The sequence below is a fragment of the Rhizobium sp. 57MFTsu3.2 genome (assembly GCF_012932765.1).
Lineage (GTDB): Bacteria > Pseudomonadota > Alphaproteobacteria > Rhizobiales > Rhizobiaceae > Rhizobium > Rhizobium altiplani.
Map to the genome: position 1 here is coordinate 1 of NZ_JDWI01000019.1, position 16127 is coordinate 16127.

The 16127-nt window shown below is 61.9% G+C and carries 16 protein-coding genes and 1 tRNA gene; 8 read left to right on the forward strand and 9 right to left on the reverse strand.

Annotated features, from left to right (window positions below; all coding sequences use genetic code 11):
- Positions 1-464 (forward strand): integrase core domain-containing protein (locus tag AF71_RS19310; RefSeq protein ID WP_169682664.1); only part of this gene is annotated, 464 nt, incomplete at its 5' end.
- Positions 465-502: 38 nt separating this feature from the next.
- Here AF71_RS19310 and AF71_RS19315 read toward each other — a convergent pair.
- Positions 503-577, reverse strand: a tRNA-Gln gene (locus AF71_RS19315).
- A gap of 161 nt (positions 578-738) precedes the next feature.
- Between AF71_RS19315 and AF71_RS19320 the strand changes: the two genes are divergently transcribed.
- Positions 739-1035: a cupin domain-containing protein gene (locus AF71_RS19320; protein WP_018860464.1), complete on the forward strand. Its 297-nt coding sequence runs from the start codon at positions 739-741 to the stop codon at positions 1033-1035.
- Positions 1036-1953, forward strand: a complete 918-nt coding sequence (locus AF71_RS19325) for an MBL fold metallo-hydrolase (RefSeq protein ID WP_018860463.1) — start codon at positions 1036-1038, stop codon at positions 1951-1953.
- A gap of 74 nt (positions 1954-2027) precedes the next feature.
- On the opposite strand, the gene AF71_RS19330 is transcribed toward AF71_RS19325, so the two are convergent.
- Positions 2028-2936 carry a DUF1499 domain-containing protein gene (locus tag AF71_RS19330; protein WP_169682666.1) on the reverse strand — a complete coding sequence of 303 codons (909 nt, stop codon included), beginning with the start codon at positions 2934-2936 and terminating at the stop codon, positions 2028-2030.
- 218 nt (positions 2937-3154) lie between these two features.
- Here AF71_RS19330 and AF71_RS19335 point away from each other — a divergent pair, with 218 nt between their 5' ends.
- Positions 3155-3541 carry a hypothetical protein gene (locus tag AF71_RS19335; protein ID WP_018860461.1) on the forward strand — a complete coding sequence of 129 codons (387 nt, stop codon included), beginning with the start codon at positions 3155-3157 and terminating at the stop codon, positions 3539-3541.
- A 17-nt stretch (positions 3542-3558) separates the two neighbouring features.
- Here AF71_RS19335 and AF71_RS19340 read toward each other — a convergent pair whose 3' ends face one another.
- Positions 3559-3804, reverse strand: a complete 246-nt coding sequence (locus AF71_RS19340; protein WP_018116436.1) for a hypothetical protein — start codon at positions 3802-3804, stop codon at positions 3559-3561.
- 182 nt (positions 3805-3986) lie between these two features.
- On the opposite strand from AF71_RS19340, the gene AF71_RS19345 reads away from it, so the two are divergent.
- Positions 3987-4262, forward strand: a complete 276-nt coding sequence (locus AF71_RS19345) for a hypothetical protein (protein WP_083929893.1) — start codon at positions 3987-3989, stop codon at positions 4260-4262.
- Here the strand turns inward: AF71_RS19345 and ppdK are convergent.
- The 4 genes from ppdK to AF71_RS19365 all read right to left on the reverse strand — a co-directional run bounded on the left by ppdK (position 4195) and on the right by AF71_RS19365 (position 12191).
- The gene (gene ppdK, locus AF71_RS19350) at positions 4195-6912 is read right to left on the reverse strand and encodes a pyruvate, phosphate dikinase (protein ID WP_018859032.1); all 2718 of its coding nucleotides are present in this window, start codon (positions 6910-6912) and stop codon (positions 4195-4197) included. The two genes, AF71_RS19345 and ppdK, sit on opposite strands and share 68 nt — an antisense overlap.
- Positions 6913-7309: 397 nt before the next feature.
- Complete coding sequence (locus AF71_RS19355) at positions 7310-10771, reverse strand: chromosome segregation SMC family protein (protein ID WP_169682669.1); 3462 nt, start codon at positions 10769-10771, stop codon at positions 7310-7312.
- Between the two features lie 78 nt (positions 10772-10849).
- A complete protein-coding gene (locus tag AF71_RS19360) occupies positions 10850-11542 on the reverse strand; it encodes a DsbA family protein (RefSeq protein WP_169682671.1) in 693 nt (230 codons plus the stop codon).
- A gap of 160 nt (positions 11543-11702) precedes the next feature.
- Positions 11703-12191, reverse strand: a complete 489-nt coding sequence (locus AF71_RS19365) for a DUF721 domain-containing protein (protein ID WP_018859029.1) — start codon at positions 12189-12191, stop codon at positions 11703-11705.
- Between the two features lie 97 nt (positions 12192-12288).
- On the opposite strand from AF71_RS19365, the gene mutY reads away from it, so the two are divergent.
- Genes mutY through AF71_RS19380 form a run of 3 tightly spaced genes read left to right on the forward strand, consistent with a single transcriptional unit; the run spans position 12289 to position 14360 of the window.
- The gene (gene mutY, locus AF71_RS19370) at positions 12289-13380 is read left to right on the forward strand and encodes an A/G-specific adenine glycosylase (protein WP_026372017.1); all 1092 of its coding nucleotides are present in this window, start codon (positions 12289-12291) and stop codon (positions 13378-13380) included.
- Between the two features lie 3 nt (positions 13381-13383).
- Positions 13384-13992 (forward strand): HAD family phosphatase, encoded by a 609-nt coding sequence (locus tag AF71_RS19375; RefSeq protein ID WP_169682673.1) that lies wholly within the window; start codon positions 13384-13386, stop codon positions 13990-13992.
- A 2-nt stretch (positions 13993-13994) separates the two neighbouring features.
- Positions 13995-14360 carry a nuclear transport factor 2 family protein gene (locus AF71_RS19380; protein WP_025661121.1) on the forward strand — a complete coding sequence of 122 codons (366 nt, stop codon included), beginning with the start codon at positions 13995-13997 and terminating at the stop codon, positions 14358-14360.
- Here AF71_RS19380 and AF71_RS19385 read toward each other — a convergent pair.
- Entirely contained in the window at positions 14348-14815 is a 468-nt protein-coding gene (locus tag AF71_RS19385; protein WP_169682675.1) for a DUF6790 family protein, read from the reverse strand. The genes AF71_RS19380 and AF71_RS19385 overlap by 13 nt on opposite strands.
- 177 nt (positions 14816-14992) lie before the next feature.
- Positions 14993-16123, reverse strand: coding sequence for a site-specific DNA-methyltransferase (locus tag AF71_RS19390; protein ID WP_016553038.1), 1131 nt, complete (start codon positions 16121-16123; stop codon positions 14993-14995).
- Positions 16124-16127 lie beyond the last annotated feature (4 nt).

The following is a 16127-nucleotide window of genomic DNA, read 5'->3' on the forward strand; positions in this document are numbered from 1 at the left end:
GCAACCCGCAGCAGAACGGCCGCCATGAACGCATGCATCTGACACTGAAACTTGAGACAACCAAGCCGGCCGGAGACAATTTCCTGCAGCAGCAAGCCCGCTTCGACGACTTCGTCGAGGAGTTCAACAGCGAGCGGCCCCACCAGGCGCTCAACATGGCCTACCCGGCAGAGCGCTACGACGCGTCACCGCGCGCCTACCGCGGCCTACCCGATCTCGACTACCCGTTCCACGACCAGACAGTCACCGTCACAACATGCGGACGCATCTGCTACAAGCGGAAGAAGATCAATCTCAGTCTGGTCTTCGCCGGTCAGCCCGTCGGCATCAAACAGGTCGAAGACCATATCTGGCTGACAAGCTTTATGGACTACGATCTGGGATACTTCGATGATGAGACATGCAGGCTTGAACCTTTGCCGAACCCTTTCGGTCCAAAAGTGTTACCTATGTCTCAGGAATAAAACGTAACCTATGTGTCCAGAACGGACCTGGAATTCAATGGCTGGGGCGCCAGGATTCGAACCTGGGAATGCCGGTACCAAAAACCGGTGCCTTACCGCTTGGCGACGCCCCACCAGAGTTTGAAAGCGGAGACCCGCTTGCCAAATCGACGCCTGCTTAGCAAAGCTCGCCTGACGTCACAATCATTAAGTTTCGGGCCATTGCATATTTCTGTGCGCATTTTGCGTCACCATGCTAGGTCTCGCGTCAGCCGTCCAGGACGATGGAGTAACGATGAGCCAGTACCGCGCCCGCCCGCCTGCCCTCGCAACGCTGCTGCTCGACGATGCCGTGGTTCGGATCACGCGCTGGGACTTCGAGCCGGGAGCCGATACGGGCATCCATACACATGGGATGGGCTATGTCGTCGTGCCGATGACCGATTGCCAGTTCCTGCTGGAGGAAAAGGACGGCAGCCGCAGGGTCGATATTGCCAAGGGCGCTGCCTACCGCCGCGACGCCGGGATCGAGCACAATGTCGTCAATGCCGGCGATCAGCCGATGTCCTTCATCGAGATCGAATACAAGTAAATGGCAAGTCCCGAGTTCAATTTGGCCTTCGAGCCCGCCTATGGCCAGGCCGTGCCTGTTGCCTCAGACGTGCAGCGCATTACGGTCAACAATCCGAGCGCCTTCACGTTTCACGGCACGAACAGCTACATCGTCGGGGATCGCTCCGTGGCGGTCATCGATCCTGGGCCGGAGGACGAGGCACACTTGCAGGCATTGATGGCAGCGCTCGATGGACGCGAGGTCACCCATATCTTCATCAGTCATACCCATCGCGACCACTCCCCGCTGTCTCGGCGCCTGCAGGCGGCGACCGGGGCGCGGATCGTCGCCGAGGGACCACACCGCGCTGCCCGGCCACTGCATCAGGGCGAGATCAATCCCTTCGCCGAAAGCTCGGACCTGGAATTCCGGCCCGACGTCACAATCGGCGACGGCGAGACGATCGAGGGCGACGGCTGGGGGCTGACGGGCGTGTTGACGCCCGGGCATACCGCCAATCACGCGGCCTTCGCGCTCGAGGGAACCGGGATCCTGTTTTCCGCCGATCATGTCATGGGGTGGGCTACCTCCATCGTCGCGCCGCCCGATGGCTCGATGGCCGACTACATGGCCTCCCTCGACAAGCTGATCGAGAGGCACGACCGCCTGCTGCTTCCCGGACATGGCGGCCCCGTCCGCAAGCCGATCTCTTTCATGCGAGCCCTGAAGACGCATCGGCGGATGCGCGAACGCGCCGTGCTCGGCCGCATCCGCGCTGGCGATACGAACATCCCCGACATGGTGAAGGTGATCTATCGCGAGACGGATCCGCGCCTGCATGGCGCTGCCGCGCTTTCGGTTCTTGCCCATATCGAGGATCTGGTGGAGCGGGGTGAGATCGAAACGGATGGACCGCCTGCCCTTTTCGGCTCCTACCGACCTGCAACACGGAAATAGCTTACGTCGGCGCCTGTATTTGCCGACGACAAGCCTGTCATCGTCTTCGATGGCAGATATTGAGGCGAACGAGGCTAGCTGCCAGCGATGCCGAGCAATTCGGAATCGAGCGCCTTGAGGTAGTTCTCCGCGATATCGGCGCTGAGGCCGAGATCATGCAGGCCGTAGCGCGAGGCGACCCTGACGTCGACGAACGTGGTTTCCGCTTCCTCCCGCAAGCGGATGACGATGTCGAAACGCAGGCCGAGAACCAAGGTGCGGGTTTCGCCCTGCAGCGTTACGCCATTGGCCCGGCGAATCAGCTGCGCAACGTCGTCGTCGTAGGGCCGTGGCGTCGGGACCGGCACGGCTTCTGGCGCCTCAGCAACCGCGGCGTCATCTGGCTGCGGCTTCGCCGGTCGCTTCTCGAGATCGGGGCTTGGCTCGCTGTCACCGTCGGCGCGGGTAATGCGGATGCCATTCTCCTTGGCGACCTTCTTGACGGCTTCGAGCACGCGGTCGATAGCGCCGTCGTAGCGACGGCCTGTGAGTTCCGGGTAGGCTTCGAGCTGCTTTTCGCGGTCCTCAGGCGTGACCGCCGGCTCTCGCTTCAGCCAGATCTGATCTGCGTTCGGCGTCTTCAGCCAGTCCGGCGCCGAGACGATATCGGTTGACACGTCATAGATCGCCGGCAGCGCGAAATAGCGTTCGGCGGCAATCCCGCCGATGGCGAGCGGAAGGGCCACATAAATCAAGGCTTTCAAGGCATCGAGCCCGCCTTCGGCACCCGTCAGCCAGAGGCTGCGCAGCCCGGCAACGGCAAGCAAGGTCCCAAGCAGCGCGAAGCCCGCGGAGACGAGCAGAACCAGCACAAGGTATGGCGTAGAAAGGCCGGCGAAGCGATGACCAACCAGAGCCGCAAGGCAGAGAACCAGGGCAAACGCTGCGAAGCGCCGCGAGAAGCGGGCAGCATTTGAAACAGGGCGGTCGAAACGGATTGCCATCAAACTTACCGGTTACTCGCAAGCGGCGCGTCCCGCATGAACGCGCAAAATCGCCCTCCACTTGTTTAGTGCAAGATTCGCCTAAATTGAAACTGTTGTGTCATTCCGATGGGCGCAATCCACGGGGAAGACGACAATGGCGTGCGTAAGCATTTTCTGATATTCCTTGATTTGCAGTTGTATGGTTTGGGTCGCAACCGACCAACAGGAGAAGGGCAATGATTGCACCGGAGCCCGCATCGGGAACCCAGTCGCCGACGCTGGGCGCAGCCGATCATGCAGATCCGCTTCTGCCGATAGAGCTTCTGGAACTGGAATTGTCGCTCGACGGATACGATGGCAAATCCGACTTCTGCGAAACCGTCCGCGTAGCATCCGCCAAGGCTGGCGGAGAATTCCTGTTTGATCTTCCCGCCGAGGGATTGATGGACGATTGCAAGCGCATTGCAGTGCTGCGCATCCCGTCCATGAGCGAACAGATGCGTGTCGTTCTTGCCGTGCTGGATCACAGCGGCACGGAAATCCGCATGGAAGCGCCGGATCCTGCGACGGCCCACCTCATCCGCTTCGCCGACGCCTTCATCAAGGTTCTTGAACGGTTCTGACCTAGAGCCTTTCGGCTCTAATCGCGTTGCGCCGCTGCTTCAGCCAGGCTGCGGAACGGGAATTTGCGCCCGCACTCACACTTGATCATGGAAGTTTCCTGATGGTTGGACGCGCGCTGGATGAAGAAGCCGCGCGGTAGATGATCGACGCTAAAGCCCGGATGCTTGCGCTTCGGATCATCCGTCTCGGACGCTTCCGCAAAGCCGGCGTTGCCGCATTGCGGGCAGGTCAGTTTCTTCGAGAATCGATCGCGTAGTGCCATGTTTATCTTCCAATGTCGTCCGAGCCGTCTTCTTACAGACGATCCTCCACAGACGGAAGGCCACAGGCGTTGAAAGCAGCGATGCAAGCGCACCGCTTCGGCCTAAGTTATTCTTTTGGTTGACTGTAACCGCCGATTGGCGTCATCTGATGGCGCAGAGTTTTGATTGCAGAGACATGTCGATGCGTACGCTCGTTTTAGCTCTCGCGCTTGCCGCGCTATCAATCGGCCTCTCGGCCTGCCAAACAATGACGCCGGAAGAGCGGCGCGCCGCCGACGAGGCTCAATGCTTACGCTATGGCTTCCGGCGCGGCACGGAGGGCTTCGCGACCTGCATGCAGCGCATCGATCTCTATCGCCGTGCCCAGGCGCGTTACGACAGCGATATGCTCATGTTGCAGATGTCCTATGATCTCGACCGTCCTTACTACGGTCGCGGATACGGGCGCCATTGGTAATCACCGCCTGCGCGGCGGCAAGCCGGGCAATCGGCACGCGGAAGGGTGAACAGGACACGTAGTCCAATCCGATTTCCTCGCAGAAATGGATGGATACCGGATCGCCGCCATGTTCGCCGCAAATCCCGAGCTTCATGTCATTGCGCGTGCGCCGACCGCGTTCGGCGGCAATGCGGATCAACTCCCCGACACCGTCGAAATCCAGCGAAATGAAGGGATCGTGCTCGATGATCCCCTTGCGCTGATAGGTCGGAATAAAGGCGGATGCATCGTCGCGCGAGATGCCGAAGGTTGTCTGCGTCAGGTCGTTGGTGCCGAAGGAGAAGAACTCCGCCGCTTCGGCGATGATATGGGCCCTGAGGGCTGCACGCGGCAGTTCGATCATCGTGCCGACCAGGTAGTCGATCCGCATGCCGGCCTCCGCCATGACGTCCCCGGCGATGGCGTCGATGCGCTCCTTGACGTAGTCCAGCTCGGAGCGCAACCCAACCAGGGGCACCATGATCTCGGGCACGACGGCAGCACCCGTTTCATGGGCTGCCGCGACCGCCGCCTCGAAAATGGCGCGCGCCTGCATCTCGACAATTTCAGGGTAGGAAATCGCCAGTCGGCAGCCGCGATGGCCGAGCATCGGATTGAACTCATGCAGCGCATCGACGCGCTGGCGCAGTGCTGCAGCGTCCATGCCCATTGCGGCGGAAACGTCGGCGATCTCCTCGTCCGTCTTAGGCAGGAATTCGTGCAGCGGCGGATCGAGCAGACGGATCGTCACCGGCAGGCCGTGCATGACGTTGAACAGGCTGGTGAAATCGTGGCGCTGGACCGGCAGCAGGCTATCGAGAGCGGCGCGGCGGCCGGTTTCATCCTCCGCCAGGATCATCTCGCGCATCAGATGAATGCGGTCGCCCTCGAAGAACATGTGCTCGGTGCGGCAAAGGCCGATGCCCTCGGCACCGAAGGAGCGAGCCGCGCGCGCATCAGCCGGCGTATCGGCATTGGTGCGCACGGTCATGCGCCGCGCCCGATCGGCCCATTGCATGATGCGCCCGAAATCGCCGGAGAGCTCCGGCTGGATCATCTGCACGTCACCCTTCAACACCTGCCCGGCCGAACCGTCGATGGTGATGACGTCGCCCTTCTTCAGCGTGACGCCGACGCCGATCAGCCGCTCGTTGCGGGCGTCGATGCGCATGCCACCAGCGCCGACCACGCAGGGGATGCCCATGCCGCGTGCGACAACGGCGGCATGGCTGGTCATGCCGCCACGTGTCGTCAGAATGCCCTCGGCCGCGTGCATGCCGTGGATGTCTTCTGGACTGGTCTCGACACGCAGCAGGATAACCTTGCGCCCCTCCTCGGACGCTGTCACGGCCTCCTCGGCGGTGAAGACGATCTCGCCGGTCGCCGCGCCGGGCGAGGCCGGCAGGCCGGTGCCGATGATCTCGCGGGTAACACGCGGGTCAATCGTCGGGTGCAGGAGCTGGTCCAGTGACGAAGGTTCGATGCGAAGCACCGCTTCTTCTTCGGTGATGAGTTTCTCATCTACCATGTCGACGGCGATCTTCATCGCAGCGCGCGTCGAGCGCTTGCCCGCGCGGGTCTGCAGCATCCAGAGCTTTCCGCGCTCGATGGTGAACTCGATGTCCTGCATCTCGCGATAATGCGTTTCAAGCTCGGAACAGATGCCTGACAGCTCCTTGAAGGCATCCGGCATCAGCTTTTCCATCGACGGTCGTTCCGAACCGGAGCTGATGCGCCCCTCCTCGGTAATGCTCTGCGGCGTGCGGATGCCGGCAACCACATCCTCGCCCTGCGCATTGACGAGGAATTCGCCATAGAGCGATTTATTGCCCGTCGACGGATTGCGCGTGAAGGCAACACCGGTCGCGGACGAATTACCGTGGTTTCCGAAGACCATCGCCTGGATGTTGACCGCCGTGCCCCAGCCTTCGGGAATATTGTGAAGCTGGCGATAGGTGACTGCGCGGACGCTCATCCAGCTGGCGAAGACGGCGCCTACAGCGCCCCATAGCTGCACCTCGGGATCTTGAGGAAACTCCTCGCCCAGCTCCTCCTCAATCAGGCTCTTGTAGAGCGAGACCACGTGCTGCCATTCGTTGGCGGTCAGTTCGGTATCAAACTCATAGCCGAGCCGCGCCTTCTCGTCCTCGAGGATCTCCTCGAACACCTCGTGATCGAGACGCATGACGACGTCGGCATACATCTGGATGAAACGGCGGTAGCTATCCCAGGCGAACCGTGCGTCGCCGGCATCGTGGCCGAGCGCTTGTACGGTTTCATCGTTGAGGCCGAGATTGAGGACGGTGTCCATCATCCCCGGCATCGAAACGCGCGCTCCCGAGCGCACGGACAAGAGCAGCGGCCGATCGCCCGCGCCGAACCGCCGGCCGGTAATTTCTTCGATCCCTTGAATGCCCGCGCGGACCTGTGCCTTCAGCTCTTCTGCAATCTGCCGTCCGTTCTTGTAGTAGGCAGAGCAGGCGCCGGCGATGATCGTCAGACCAGGAGGGACAGGCAGACCCAGGTTGCACATTTCCGCGAGGTTTGCGCCTTTGCCGCCCAAACGCTCGCCCTCAAGGGCACTACCCTCTGCCTGACCATTGCCAAATGTATAGACCCACTTGGTCATATTTCCCCCAACACCAAATCCGGATCAACTTAATCCCTTGGTGTTGAAATGAAAATCGACAAATGCGGCCGAAATGTTGCGGCGCACAATAACTGCGACAGACTGAAGCGATTGAGGGGAGAAAAAGCTTTGCGGGACTGCAACAAAGTCCCGCAAAGCCTTATGTCCGTCCAGCCAGGAAAACCGGACGGGGGGTTCCGTCCATACGGACTGTCAGAGCCAAAACCATATTGCTCCGAGCGCGTCGCGCAGGAAACCATGCAGCCGATACCTTTTCGCGGTAATTCGGCGACACCATGAAGGAATCTCTAATACAAGATCGGTAGGAAAACATTACCTGAATGGTGGAGTCAGCCCATTCTGGCAGACTTTTTTTGGGCTTTTCCCAGCCTTTGGCTCAGGCAATCTCGCGCAGTTGTTCGGCGGTCTGAAGATCGACCGACACGAGCTGCGATACCCCCTGCTCCGCCATCGTCACGCCGAACAGCCTGTTCATGCGCGCCATGGTGATCGGATTATGTGTGATGATGACGAAACGCGTCTCGGTGGAGGCGGCCATTTCGTCCATCAGGTTGCAATAGCGCTCGACATTGTGGTCATCGAGCGGGGCGTCCACTTCGTCCAGCACGCAGATCGGGGCCGGATTGGTCAGGAAGACGGCAAAGATCAGTGCCATTGCCGTCAGCGCCTGCTCGCCGCCCGAAAGGAGCGTCATCGTCTGCGGCTTCTTGCCCGGCGGACGGGCGAGAATTTCCAGGCCTGCCTCGAGCGGATCATCGGATTCGATCAGTTGCAGTTCGGCCGTTCCTCCGCCGAAAAGATGGGTGAAAAGGCGCTGGAACTGGCCGTTGACCACGTCGAACGCGGCGAGCAGGCGCTCGCGACCCTCGCGATTGAGGCTCTGGATCGCGCCACGCAACTTGCGGATCGCATCGATCACGTCGTCGCGTTCCTTGATCAGCGCCTCGAGCTTCCCGCTCAGTTCCTTCTGTTCTTCCTCGGCGCGCAGGTTCACGGCGCCAAGGCGCTCGCGCTCCATCTTGAGGCGTTCGAGTTCGCGCTCGACCTCGCGAAGATCGGGTGCTGCCTGCAGCGACTCAAGTCCGGCAAGCCGAAGCGCCTCGTGCGGCGCAACGTTTAGCGCCTCACGAATTCGGGCCTCGGTTTCCTGTCGCTTTTCGCGCGCCGAGACCAGCCGCTCTTCGGCGCGACCGCGGCGCTCGCGGCTTTCGGCGAGTTCGGAAAGCGCTGTCGCCGCCTTGCGGTCGGCGTCACGCTGGACGAGCTCGGCTTCAGCAAGCACATCGGCCGCGTGGCGACGTGCTTCCTCGGCCTTCTGGAGTTCGGTCAAGAGCGCGCGGCGCTTGTCGTCGAACTCATCGGGCGCCATTTCGAGCTCAGACGCTTCCTCCCGCGCCTCCTCCTCGCGGTCGCGAAGTGTCGCGATGTGGTCCTCGGCACTGGCAGCGCGCTGGCGCCAGGTCTCGCGCTCCTGCCCGATGGCAATGATGCGGCGCTGACGGGCTTCGTTCTCGCGGTTCAGGCTTTCATGGCGTGCCCGCGCTTCTGCAAGTGCGCCACGATCGGTCGCGACTTCCGCCTGCTGCGCTCGAAGCCGTACGTCGATCGCCGTCAAATCAGGGGCGTCTTCCAACTCGATCCGGGCGTTCTCTTCCTGGATCGAGAGATCTTCAAGCTGGATCTGAAGCTGGCTGACAGATTCTGTAATGACATCACGGCGGCGGATGAGATCGCCAGAGGCCCGCTCGGCCGCTGCCAGCGCTTCGCGCGCCTCGGCGAGTTGCCGCGCGGATATACGGCTCTTCTCGCGCGCCTCGGCGAGGCGCTGTTCCTGAAGTCGGATGGCATAGGCCGCACTCGCCAGGCGTTCCTCCGCTTCATCAAGTATGTCGCGGGCAAGCGCGGCTTCGCTTTCCAGTTCGGCGAGCCGGTTCTTCTGTGCCAGCCGGAGTGCCGCCGCACTCGGCGCATCCGCGCCGGTGACATGGCCGTCCCATCGATAGACGGCGCCCTCCTTGGTCACCAGGCGTTGGCCTGGCTTGAGGTCCCTCATCAGGGTTTCCGCATCCGAACCGGAGACGAGGCCGATCTGCTTCAGGCGGCGCATCAGTGCCGCAGGAGCGCGCACATGGTCGATCAGCGGCGTCGCGCCAGCCGGCAATGCCGGGTCGGCGGCACCGTCACCATGGCCGGACCAATGCACCGGCGCCTTCGGATCGAGCGGGGATTCGATGTCGTCGCCAAGGGCCGCACCGAGCGCCGTCTCAAAGCCGCGATCGACGCGAAGTTCATCGGCAACGGGTGCAAATTCGCCTGCCGCGGCACCGGCAGCCAGCATGCGCGAAATGGTCCGGGCTTCCGTTTCGATGGCGTTCAGCTTCGCACGCGCCTGATCGACAGGCGATCGGGAAAGAGCCTCGGTCTGGCGGGCAGCGGCCAAGGCCTGCTCGACGCCCTGGATTGCGGCTTCCGCCTCGGCAAGAGCCTGCTCGCCCGCCTCGACCACGTCCCGCTTCTCGTCCGGATCGGGCAGGCTGGAAATCTTCTCCCCGATGGCCGACAGCTCGCGGTTGGCCTCATCCATCTGCCGTTCAAGGCGCATCTTGCGATCGGCAAGGTCGCGAATGGCGCGCTCGAGCTGGTTGCGCCCGGCTGCAGCCTCGGCGCGTTCGGCTGTCAACGCGGTAAAAGTGCGCTCACTGTCGGCGAGCTTTGCGGCAGCCTCCTCGAAGGCCTCGCGTGTCTCCTCGGCAAAACGGCCGGAATCGGCAAGGATCTCAGTGATCTCGCTCTCTTCGGCATCCAGCCGCGCCAGGATTTCGGCGTTATCGGCAACCAGCCGCTCCTCGCGGCGGATATCCTCGCCGAGCTGCGCAAGACGGCGGGTCAGTTCGTCACGACGGCGCAGGATGCGGTTGGCATCCTCCTCGAGCTGGGTCTTGGCGATCTGCAGGCGCTGCAACGCGGCAGCGGCGCGTGCTTCGGCGTCCCGCAATTCCGGCAGCTTCAGGCTTGTAATGCCCTGAACCTTGGCGGCCTCCATCTGCATCTGCGCCTTTTCGGCGACGACGACGGTGGCCTGATTGAGCGCGCTATCGGCCTCGACTTCGGCCTCCTTGGCCTGAACCCAGCGGATGTGCAGAAGCAGCGCCTCGCGGGCGCGTATATCCGCGGACAGCGACTTGAAACGGCTTGCCTGGCGGGCCTGACGCTTCAGGCTCTCGATCTGGCTCTCCAGTTGAGAAGTCACGTCGTCGAGACGTTCGAGATTGCTTTCGGCGGCACGCAGGCGAAGCTCGGCTTCGTGACGGCGCGAATGCAGGCCAGATATGCCGGCTGCCTCTTCAAGCAACTGGCGGCGGGCCTGCGGCTTTGCCGAGATCAACTCGCCGATCCGTCCTTGCCCGACCATGGACGGCGAACGGGCGCCGGTGGAGGCGTCGGCAAAGAGAAGCTGCACGTCCTTGGCGCGGCTTTCCTTGCCGTTGATGCGGTAGATCGATCCCTGCTCCCGCTCGATGCGGCGCGTGACCTGGATCTCGTCGCTGTCGTTGAAGGCAGCGGGCGCCGTACGCTCGGCATTGTCGAGATAGAGTGCTACTTCAGCCGTGTTGCGGGCGGGACGATTGCCGGAGCCGGAGAAGATGACATCGTCCATGCCGGACGCGCGCATGTTCTTGTAGGAATTCTCGCCCATCACCCAGCGCAGCGCTTCGACGAGGTTCGACTTGCCGCAGCCGTTCGGGCCGACGATACCGGTCAGTCCGCGCTCGATGATGAATTCGGTGGGTTCAACGAAGGACTTGAAGCCGACGACGCGAAGCTTGTTGAACTTCATGCCGCGTCCCCGCGCCTGATAAAGCAAAAGACGGGCGTACGGCTTCCGCCGTCGCCCGTCGATCGGATACGGTTCAGATTAGAGCAGGCTGTCGATAAGGGCCGACATGGTGTCAACCGTCATGTCTCCAGAAAAGCGCTTGCCGTTGATGAGGAACGTCGGCGTGGCATTGACGCCAAACTCCTTGGAACCTCGTTCCCGCGTTGCATTCACTTCATCCAGCAGCTTCTGGTTCGTCAAGCACTTCGTGAAACTATCCTCAGTAAATCCAGCAAGTTTGGCCATCTGCAGCAGTGCAGCGCGGCCATCATCGGCAGCGGCCCAGGTCTGCTGCTGCTTGAAGAGCATGGATACCATCGCGAAATACTGTTCCGGCGTGCTCATTTCTTCCGGCTTCTGCGGATTGCAGCGGGCCAGCATGAAGGCGGCAGCGGCGCGCGGATCAAAGGGGAATTCGCGGATGATGAAGCGGACCTTACCGGTGTCGACATACTTCTTCCTGATCGCGTCGAAGGTCGTCGTGTGGAAGTGAGCGCAGTGCGGGCAGGTCATCGACATGTATTCGACGATCGTTACCGGGGCGTCTTCCTTGCCAAGCACCATTTCCGGCAGCGGGCCCGGCTTCAGCACGGCGGCCATGTCGACCTCGCCATCGGGCTGAGGCACTTCGACAGCGGCATGCGCGCTACTGAAAACCGCCAGGGTCGCGGTCGCGGCAGCCACGCCGCCCAGAAGCTGGCGTTTCGTCAGTTGCATTTCAGAAATCGGCATGAAGGTCCCCATAAATGAGAGTAATGGCTGTGAGTCCGATATAGCGCCTCGAAGTCCTGAACAAGACACGGCTCGCGAACTTTCTTCAAAGAATTGTGACCTTGGTTGGACAGCCCGATTAAATTGCGGACAGAATTGCCGCGCCAACACTTGCAAGGCGTTAGCGACCGCGCTTGCCCAGCACGGCCGTGCCGAGCCGCTTCACGGCTTCGCGCAGCTTATCGCCCTCGATCCCCTCCATCATATCCTCCAGCTTTGCCGCAGCCGCCCCCTTCAAGGGAGGAGGCGTGCGGGAGCGCTTCACCGCCGGATAGACGGGTTTCTGGACGATACGGATCTGGTGGACGGCGGCAAATCCGAAGAAGCTGTTGACGCGCTGGATCAACTCGCCTTGCGCATGGGTCAGGAACAGCGCGCGGGCGCCCTCGCAGGCAATCGTGAGCACACCGGGCCGAAAGCTGCCCTCGTCGTTGCCGCGCGCCCAGGCGATCTTTTCCGGACGCGTGCAATCGGCGAACTCCGCACCGGCGATTTCATCCCACGAGCCAAGCAGCGCAGTGTTGATTCCGGCACGGCGCGCCAGCACGGGATCGATCAGCCCGTTGGCCAATTCGGAGATCTGCTTTTCACCTTTGCGTGGATAACTCATCGAATCCTTCAGATCGCCCTGCGTTCAGGCACCACTGCCTTGATCGCGCGGCATTGCTTCGCCAAGTATAGGGCACTTCCCCTCACGACGGCAAATGATGACATCGACGACACTGGACGCGCCTGCCGCCAAGCCCCTTCTCGACTGGTACGACCGCCACCATCGCGATCTGCCATGGCGCGTCTCGCCGCCGATGGCGGCGCGCGGCATCAAGGCCGATCCCTATCACGTCTGGCTTTCCGAGGTGATGCTGCAGCAGACGACGGTGCCGGCGGTGAAACCCTACTTCGCCAATTTCCTGGCACGCTGGCCGAGCGTGCGTGACCTCGCCGATGCCGCCAGCGAAGACGTTATGGCGGCCTGGGCCGGGCTTGGATACTACGCCCGCGCCCGCAACCTCAAGAAATGCGCGGAGGCCGTCGCGTCCGATCATAACGGCATCTTTCCAGATACCGAGGAGGGGCTGAAGTCGCTTCCCGGCATCGGGGACTATACGGCGGCCGCGGTGGCGGCGATAGCCTTCAACCGGCAGGCAGCCGTGATGGATGGCAACGTCGAGCGGGTGATCTCGCGCCTTTACGCGATCGCTACGCCCCTACCCGCTGCCAAACCATTGATGAAACAGAAGGTGGCTCTGCTGACGCCGCAGGATCGGCCCGGCGACTTTGCGCAGGCAATGATGGATCTCGGCGCCACGATCTGTACGCCGAAGCGGCCCGCCTGTTCGCTCTGTCCCTTCAGGGGATCCTGCGAGGCGCTGCGCCTGCACGATCCCGAGCGCTTTCCGGTCAAGGCAGCCACGAAGGAAAAGCCGATCCGTCAGGGCGCAGCCTTTATCGCGGTCACGGCGGATGGCGACCTCATGTTGCGGCGGCGCATCGAGAGCGGCCTGCTCGGAGGCATGACGGAAGTGCCGACGACCAATTGGACGGCGCGGCAGGACGGGGAAAGCTCGGCCGATGCTGCGCCTTTCCCGGCTGCCTGGGAGCCTTGCGGGACCGTCACCCACGTCTTCACCCATTTCGAGCTCAGGCTCTCGATCTACCGCGTCGCGATCCCCTCGCGAATTCAAGTGGATAACGGTTGGTGGGAGCCGGTTACAAATCTAGACTCGCAGGCACTGCCGACCGTCATGAAAAAAGCAATCACCGCGGCTATCCCGCTCGCGTTCAAACATGCCAAGGATTAATCGATGCCCATCGACCATATTGTTTTCGACATCGGAAAAGTTCTCATCCATTACGATCCGAATATTCCGTTCAGCCGCCTCATTCCCGATGAGGCCGAACGCAAGTGGTTTTTCGAGAATGTCTGCACTCATGACTGGAACGTCGAGCAGGATCGCGGCCGCACCTGGGAGGAAGCTGAAGCCCTGCTGATCGAGGTTCATCCGGATCGCGAGGAGCATATCCGGGCCTTCCGCAAATACTGGCACGAGATGGTCCCCCACTCCTACGACGACAGCGTCACCATCATGGAAGGCCTGATTGCCGATGGCCAGGACGTGACGATGCTGACGAACTTCGCTTCCGACACCTTCCGCGAAGCGCAGGTCCGCTTTCCGTTCCTGACGAAGCCGCGCGGCGTTACCGTTTCCGGCGACGTCGGTCTCATCAAGCCCAACATTGCGATCTACGAAGCACACGCCAAGAGCTTCGGCCTCAATCCGGCGGCGACAATCTTCATCGATGACTCCGCCCCCAACGTCGATGGCGCCAAGGCGGCCGGCTGGGATGCGGTTCTCTTCACCGGCGCCGACAAGCTGCGCGCCGATCTTGCAGCGCGCGGCGTGAGGCTCTGACGATGGCATTCGATCCGGTTGAGGAAATCAAACGTTTTCACGGCGCGATCAACGCGCTCGACTTCGATATGATCGAGGACTATTTCGCGGACGACGCGACCTATGTCTCGAACGGGGTCGGAAGCCTGTCGGGGCGGGCTGAGATCATGGTCGCCTTCCGCAAGTATTTCGAGGACTACCCGGACCAGACGGCAATCAACACGCTGGTCGAGAAGGTCAGCCCGAATGCCGGCCGCGCCGTGTGGTCCGTTCGCGCAACGCACAGCAAGACGGGCAAGCCACTCGTCCGGGAAGGCGAAGAGACGATCACCTTCAACGACGACGGTCGTGTCACTCACGTCGAGGTAACGGACTATCAGGCGTTTTGAAAGAACGCTGCGGAAAGATAAAAAGCGAGCACGAAGAAGAGCCACAGGTCGGAGAACATCGCGATCTTCCTCGACCTGTTTCTCGGCCGCTCGAGAAGATGCTTCAGACCGGCGAGCCCGTAGAAAAGGCAGGCGGTGATCGCTGCCGGGACAATCCACCGCGGCTCGAAGAGGCTGAATATGCCAAGCATGCCGATCGAGAGATTGCCGAAGCCGATCTCCTGCACCAATGCCTGCGCCTTGTGATCGGTGACACCGAAGATCGTCTCCGCAGTGAAGGCCGGGTTGATGATCTGCTTCAGGCTTGCCACGAGCAGTCGCAGGCCGACGCCCCAAAAGACGAACCATTTCCCGACGAGGAAGACGACGTTGGCGTCCGCGCTCCAATGGGCTTCGGCGGCAACCGAACCCAGCGGCAGGACAAGCATCAGCAACAGTATGATCGCAAGATACATGGCGGGGTCCTTGCCTCTTTCGGATCATCAGCCGCCGATACATGACACGGAATTGCGCTGCCGCGCGAGCCAAAATGAAGAGCGCCCGGGGTGTTGATCCCGGGCGCCAGGCCTTCTTCCGTAACTGGAGGTACAAAACACCGGAAGAAGGGAGTCTCGATCAGGTCGAGGCGCGCGTCATTCCGCCTTTGCCAGATCACTGCGGATCACGGACCGCAATTCGTCGATCGGGCGCAGGGACTGCCCGTCGTCGAAGTGCCAGAATGTCCATCCGTTGCATGCATCAAGGCCCTGAACCTTTGCCCCAAGGCGATGAATGGAGCCGGCCTCGCCACCGGAGGCGACCGTGCCGTCAGCACGAACGATCGCACTGTAGCGACGGCGCGCATCAGTCAGCACCTGGCCGGGCTTGATCAGGCCGCTTTCGACCAGCACGTTGAACGCCACGCGGACTTCCTGCTTTTTGCCGGTCATGACGGTGAGTTCAGCCTTGCCCAGCGGCTCCACCGCTTCGATGCGGGCGGAGGCCGCGTCGATGTAGTCCTGCTCGCGCTCGATGCCGACGAAGTGGCGGCCGAGGCGCTTGGCGACGGCGCCCGTCGTGCCGGAGCCGAAGAACGGGTCAAGGATGATGTCGCCGGGCTTCGAGGAAGCCATGATGACGCGGGCAAGCAGCGCTTCCGGCTTCTGCGTCGGGTGCACCTTCTTGCCGTCGTCGCCCTTCAGACGCTCGTTGCCGCTGCAGATCGGAAACAGCCAGTCGGAACGCATCTGCACGTCGTCGTTGGCAGCCTTCATGGCGTCGTAGTTGAAGGTGTAACCCTTGGCCTTGGCGTTCGGGCTCGCCCAGATCATCGTCTCGTGCGCGTTCTGGAAACGACGGCCCTTGAAGTTCGGCATCGGGTTGGTCTTGCGCCAGACGATGTCGTTCAGGATCCAGAAGTTCAGATCCTGCAGCGTGGCGCCGACGCGGAAGATATTGTGATAGGAGCCGATCACCCAGATCGTGCCCGTCGGCTTCAGGACACGGCGGCACGCGAGCAGCCAGGCGCGGGTGAAGGCGTCATAGGCTTCGAACGAGGCGAACTGATCCCACTCGTCATCGACGGCATCGACCAGCGATTGATCGGGACGATGCAGCGTGCCGCCAAGCTGCAGATTGTACGGCGGATCGGCGAAAATTACGTCTACGGAGTGGTTCGGCAGGGCTTCAAGGGCAGCAACGCAATCGCCCTTGATGATCGTGTCGATCCAGGAGTCCGGCTTTGCGGAGGCCTTGAGATCGGCAAGCGGAAATACTGACGCCATCTGG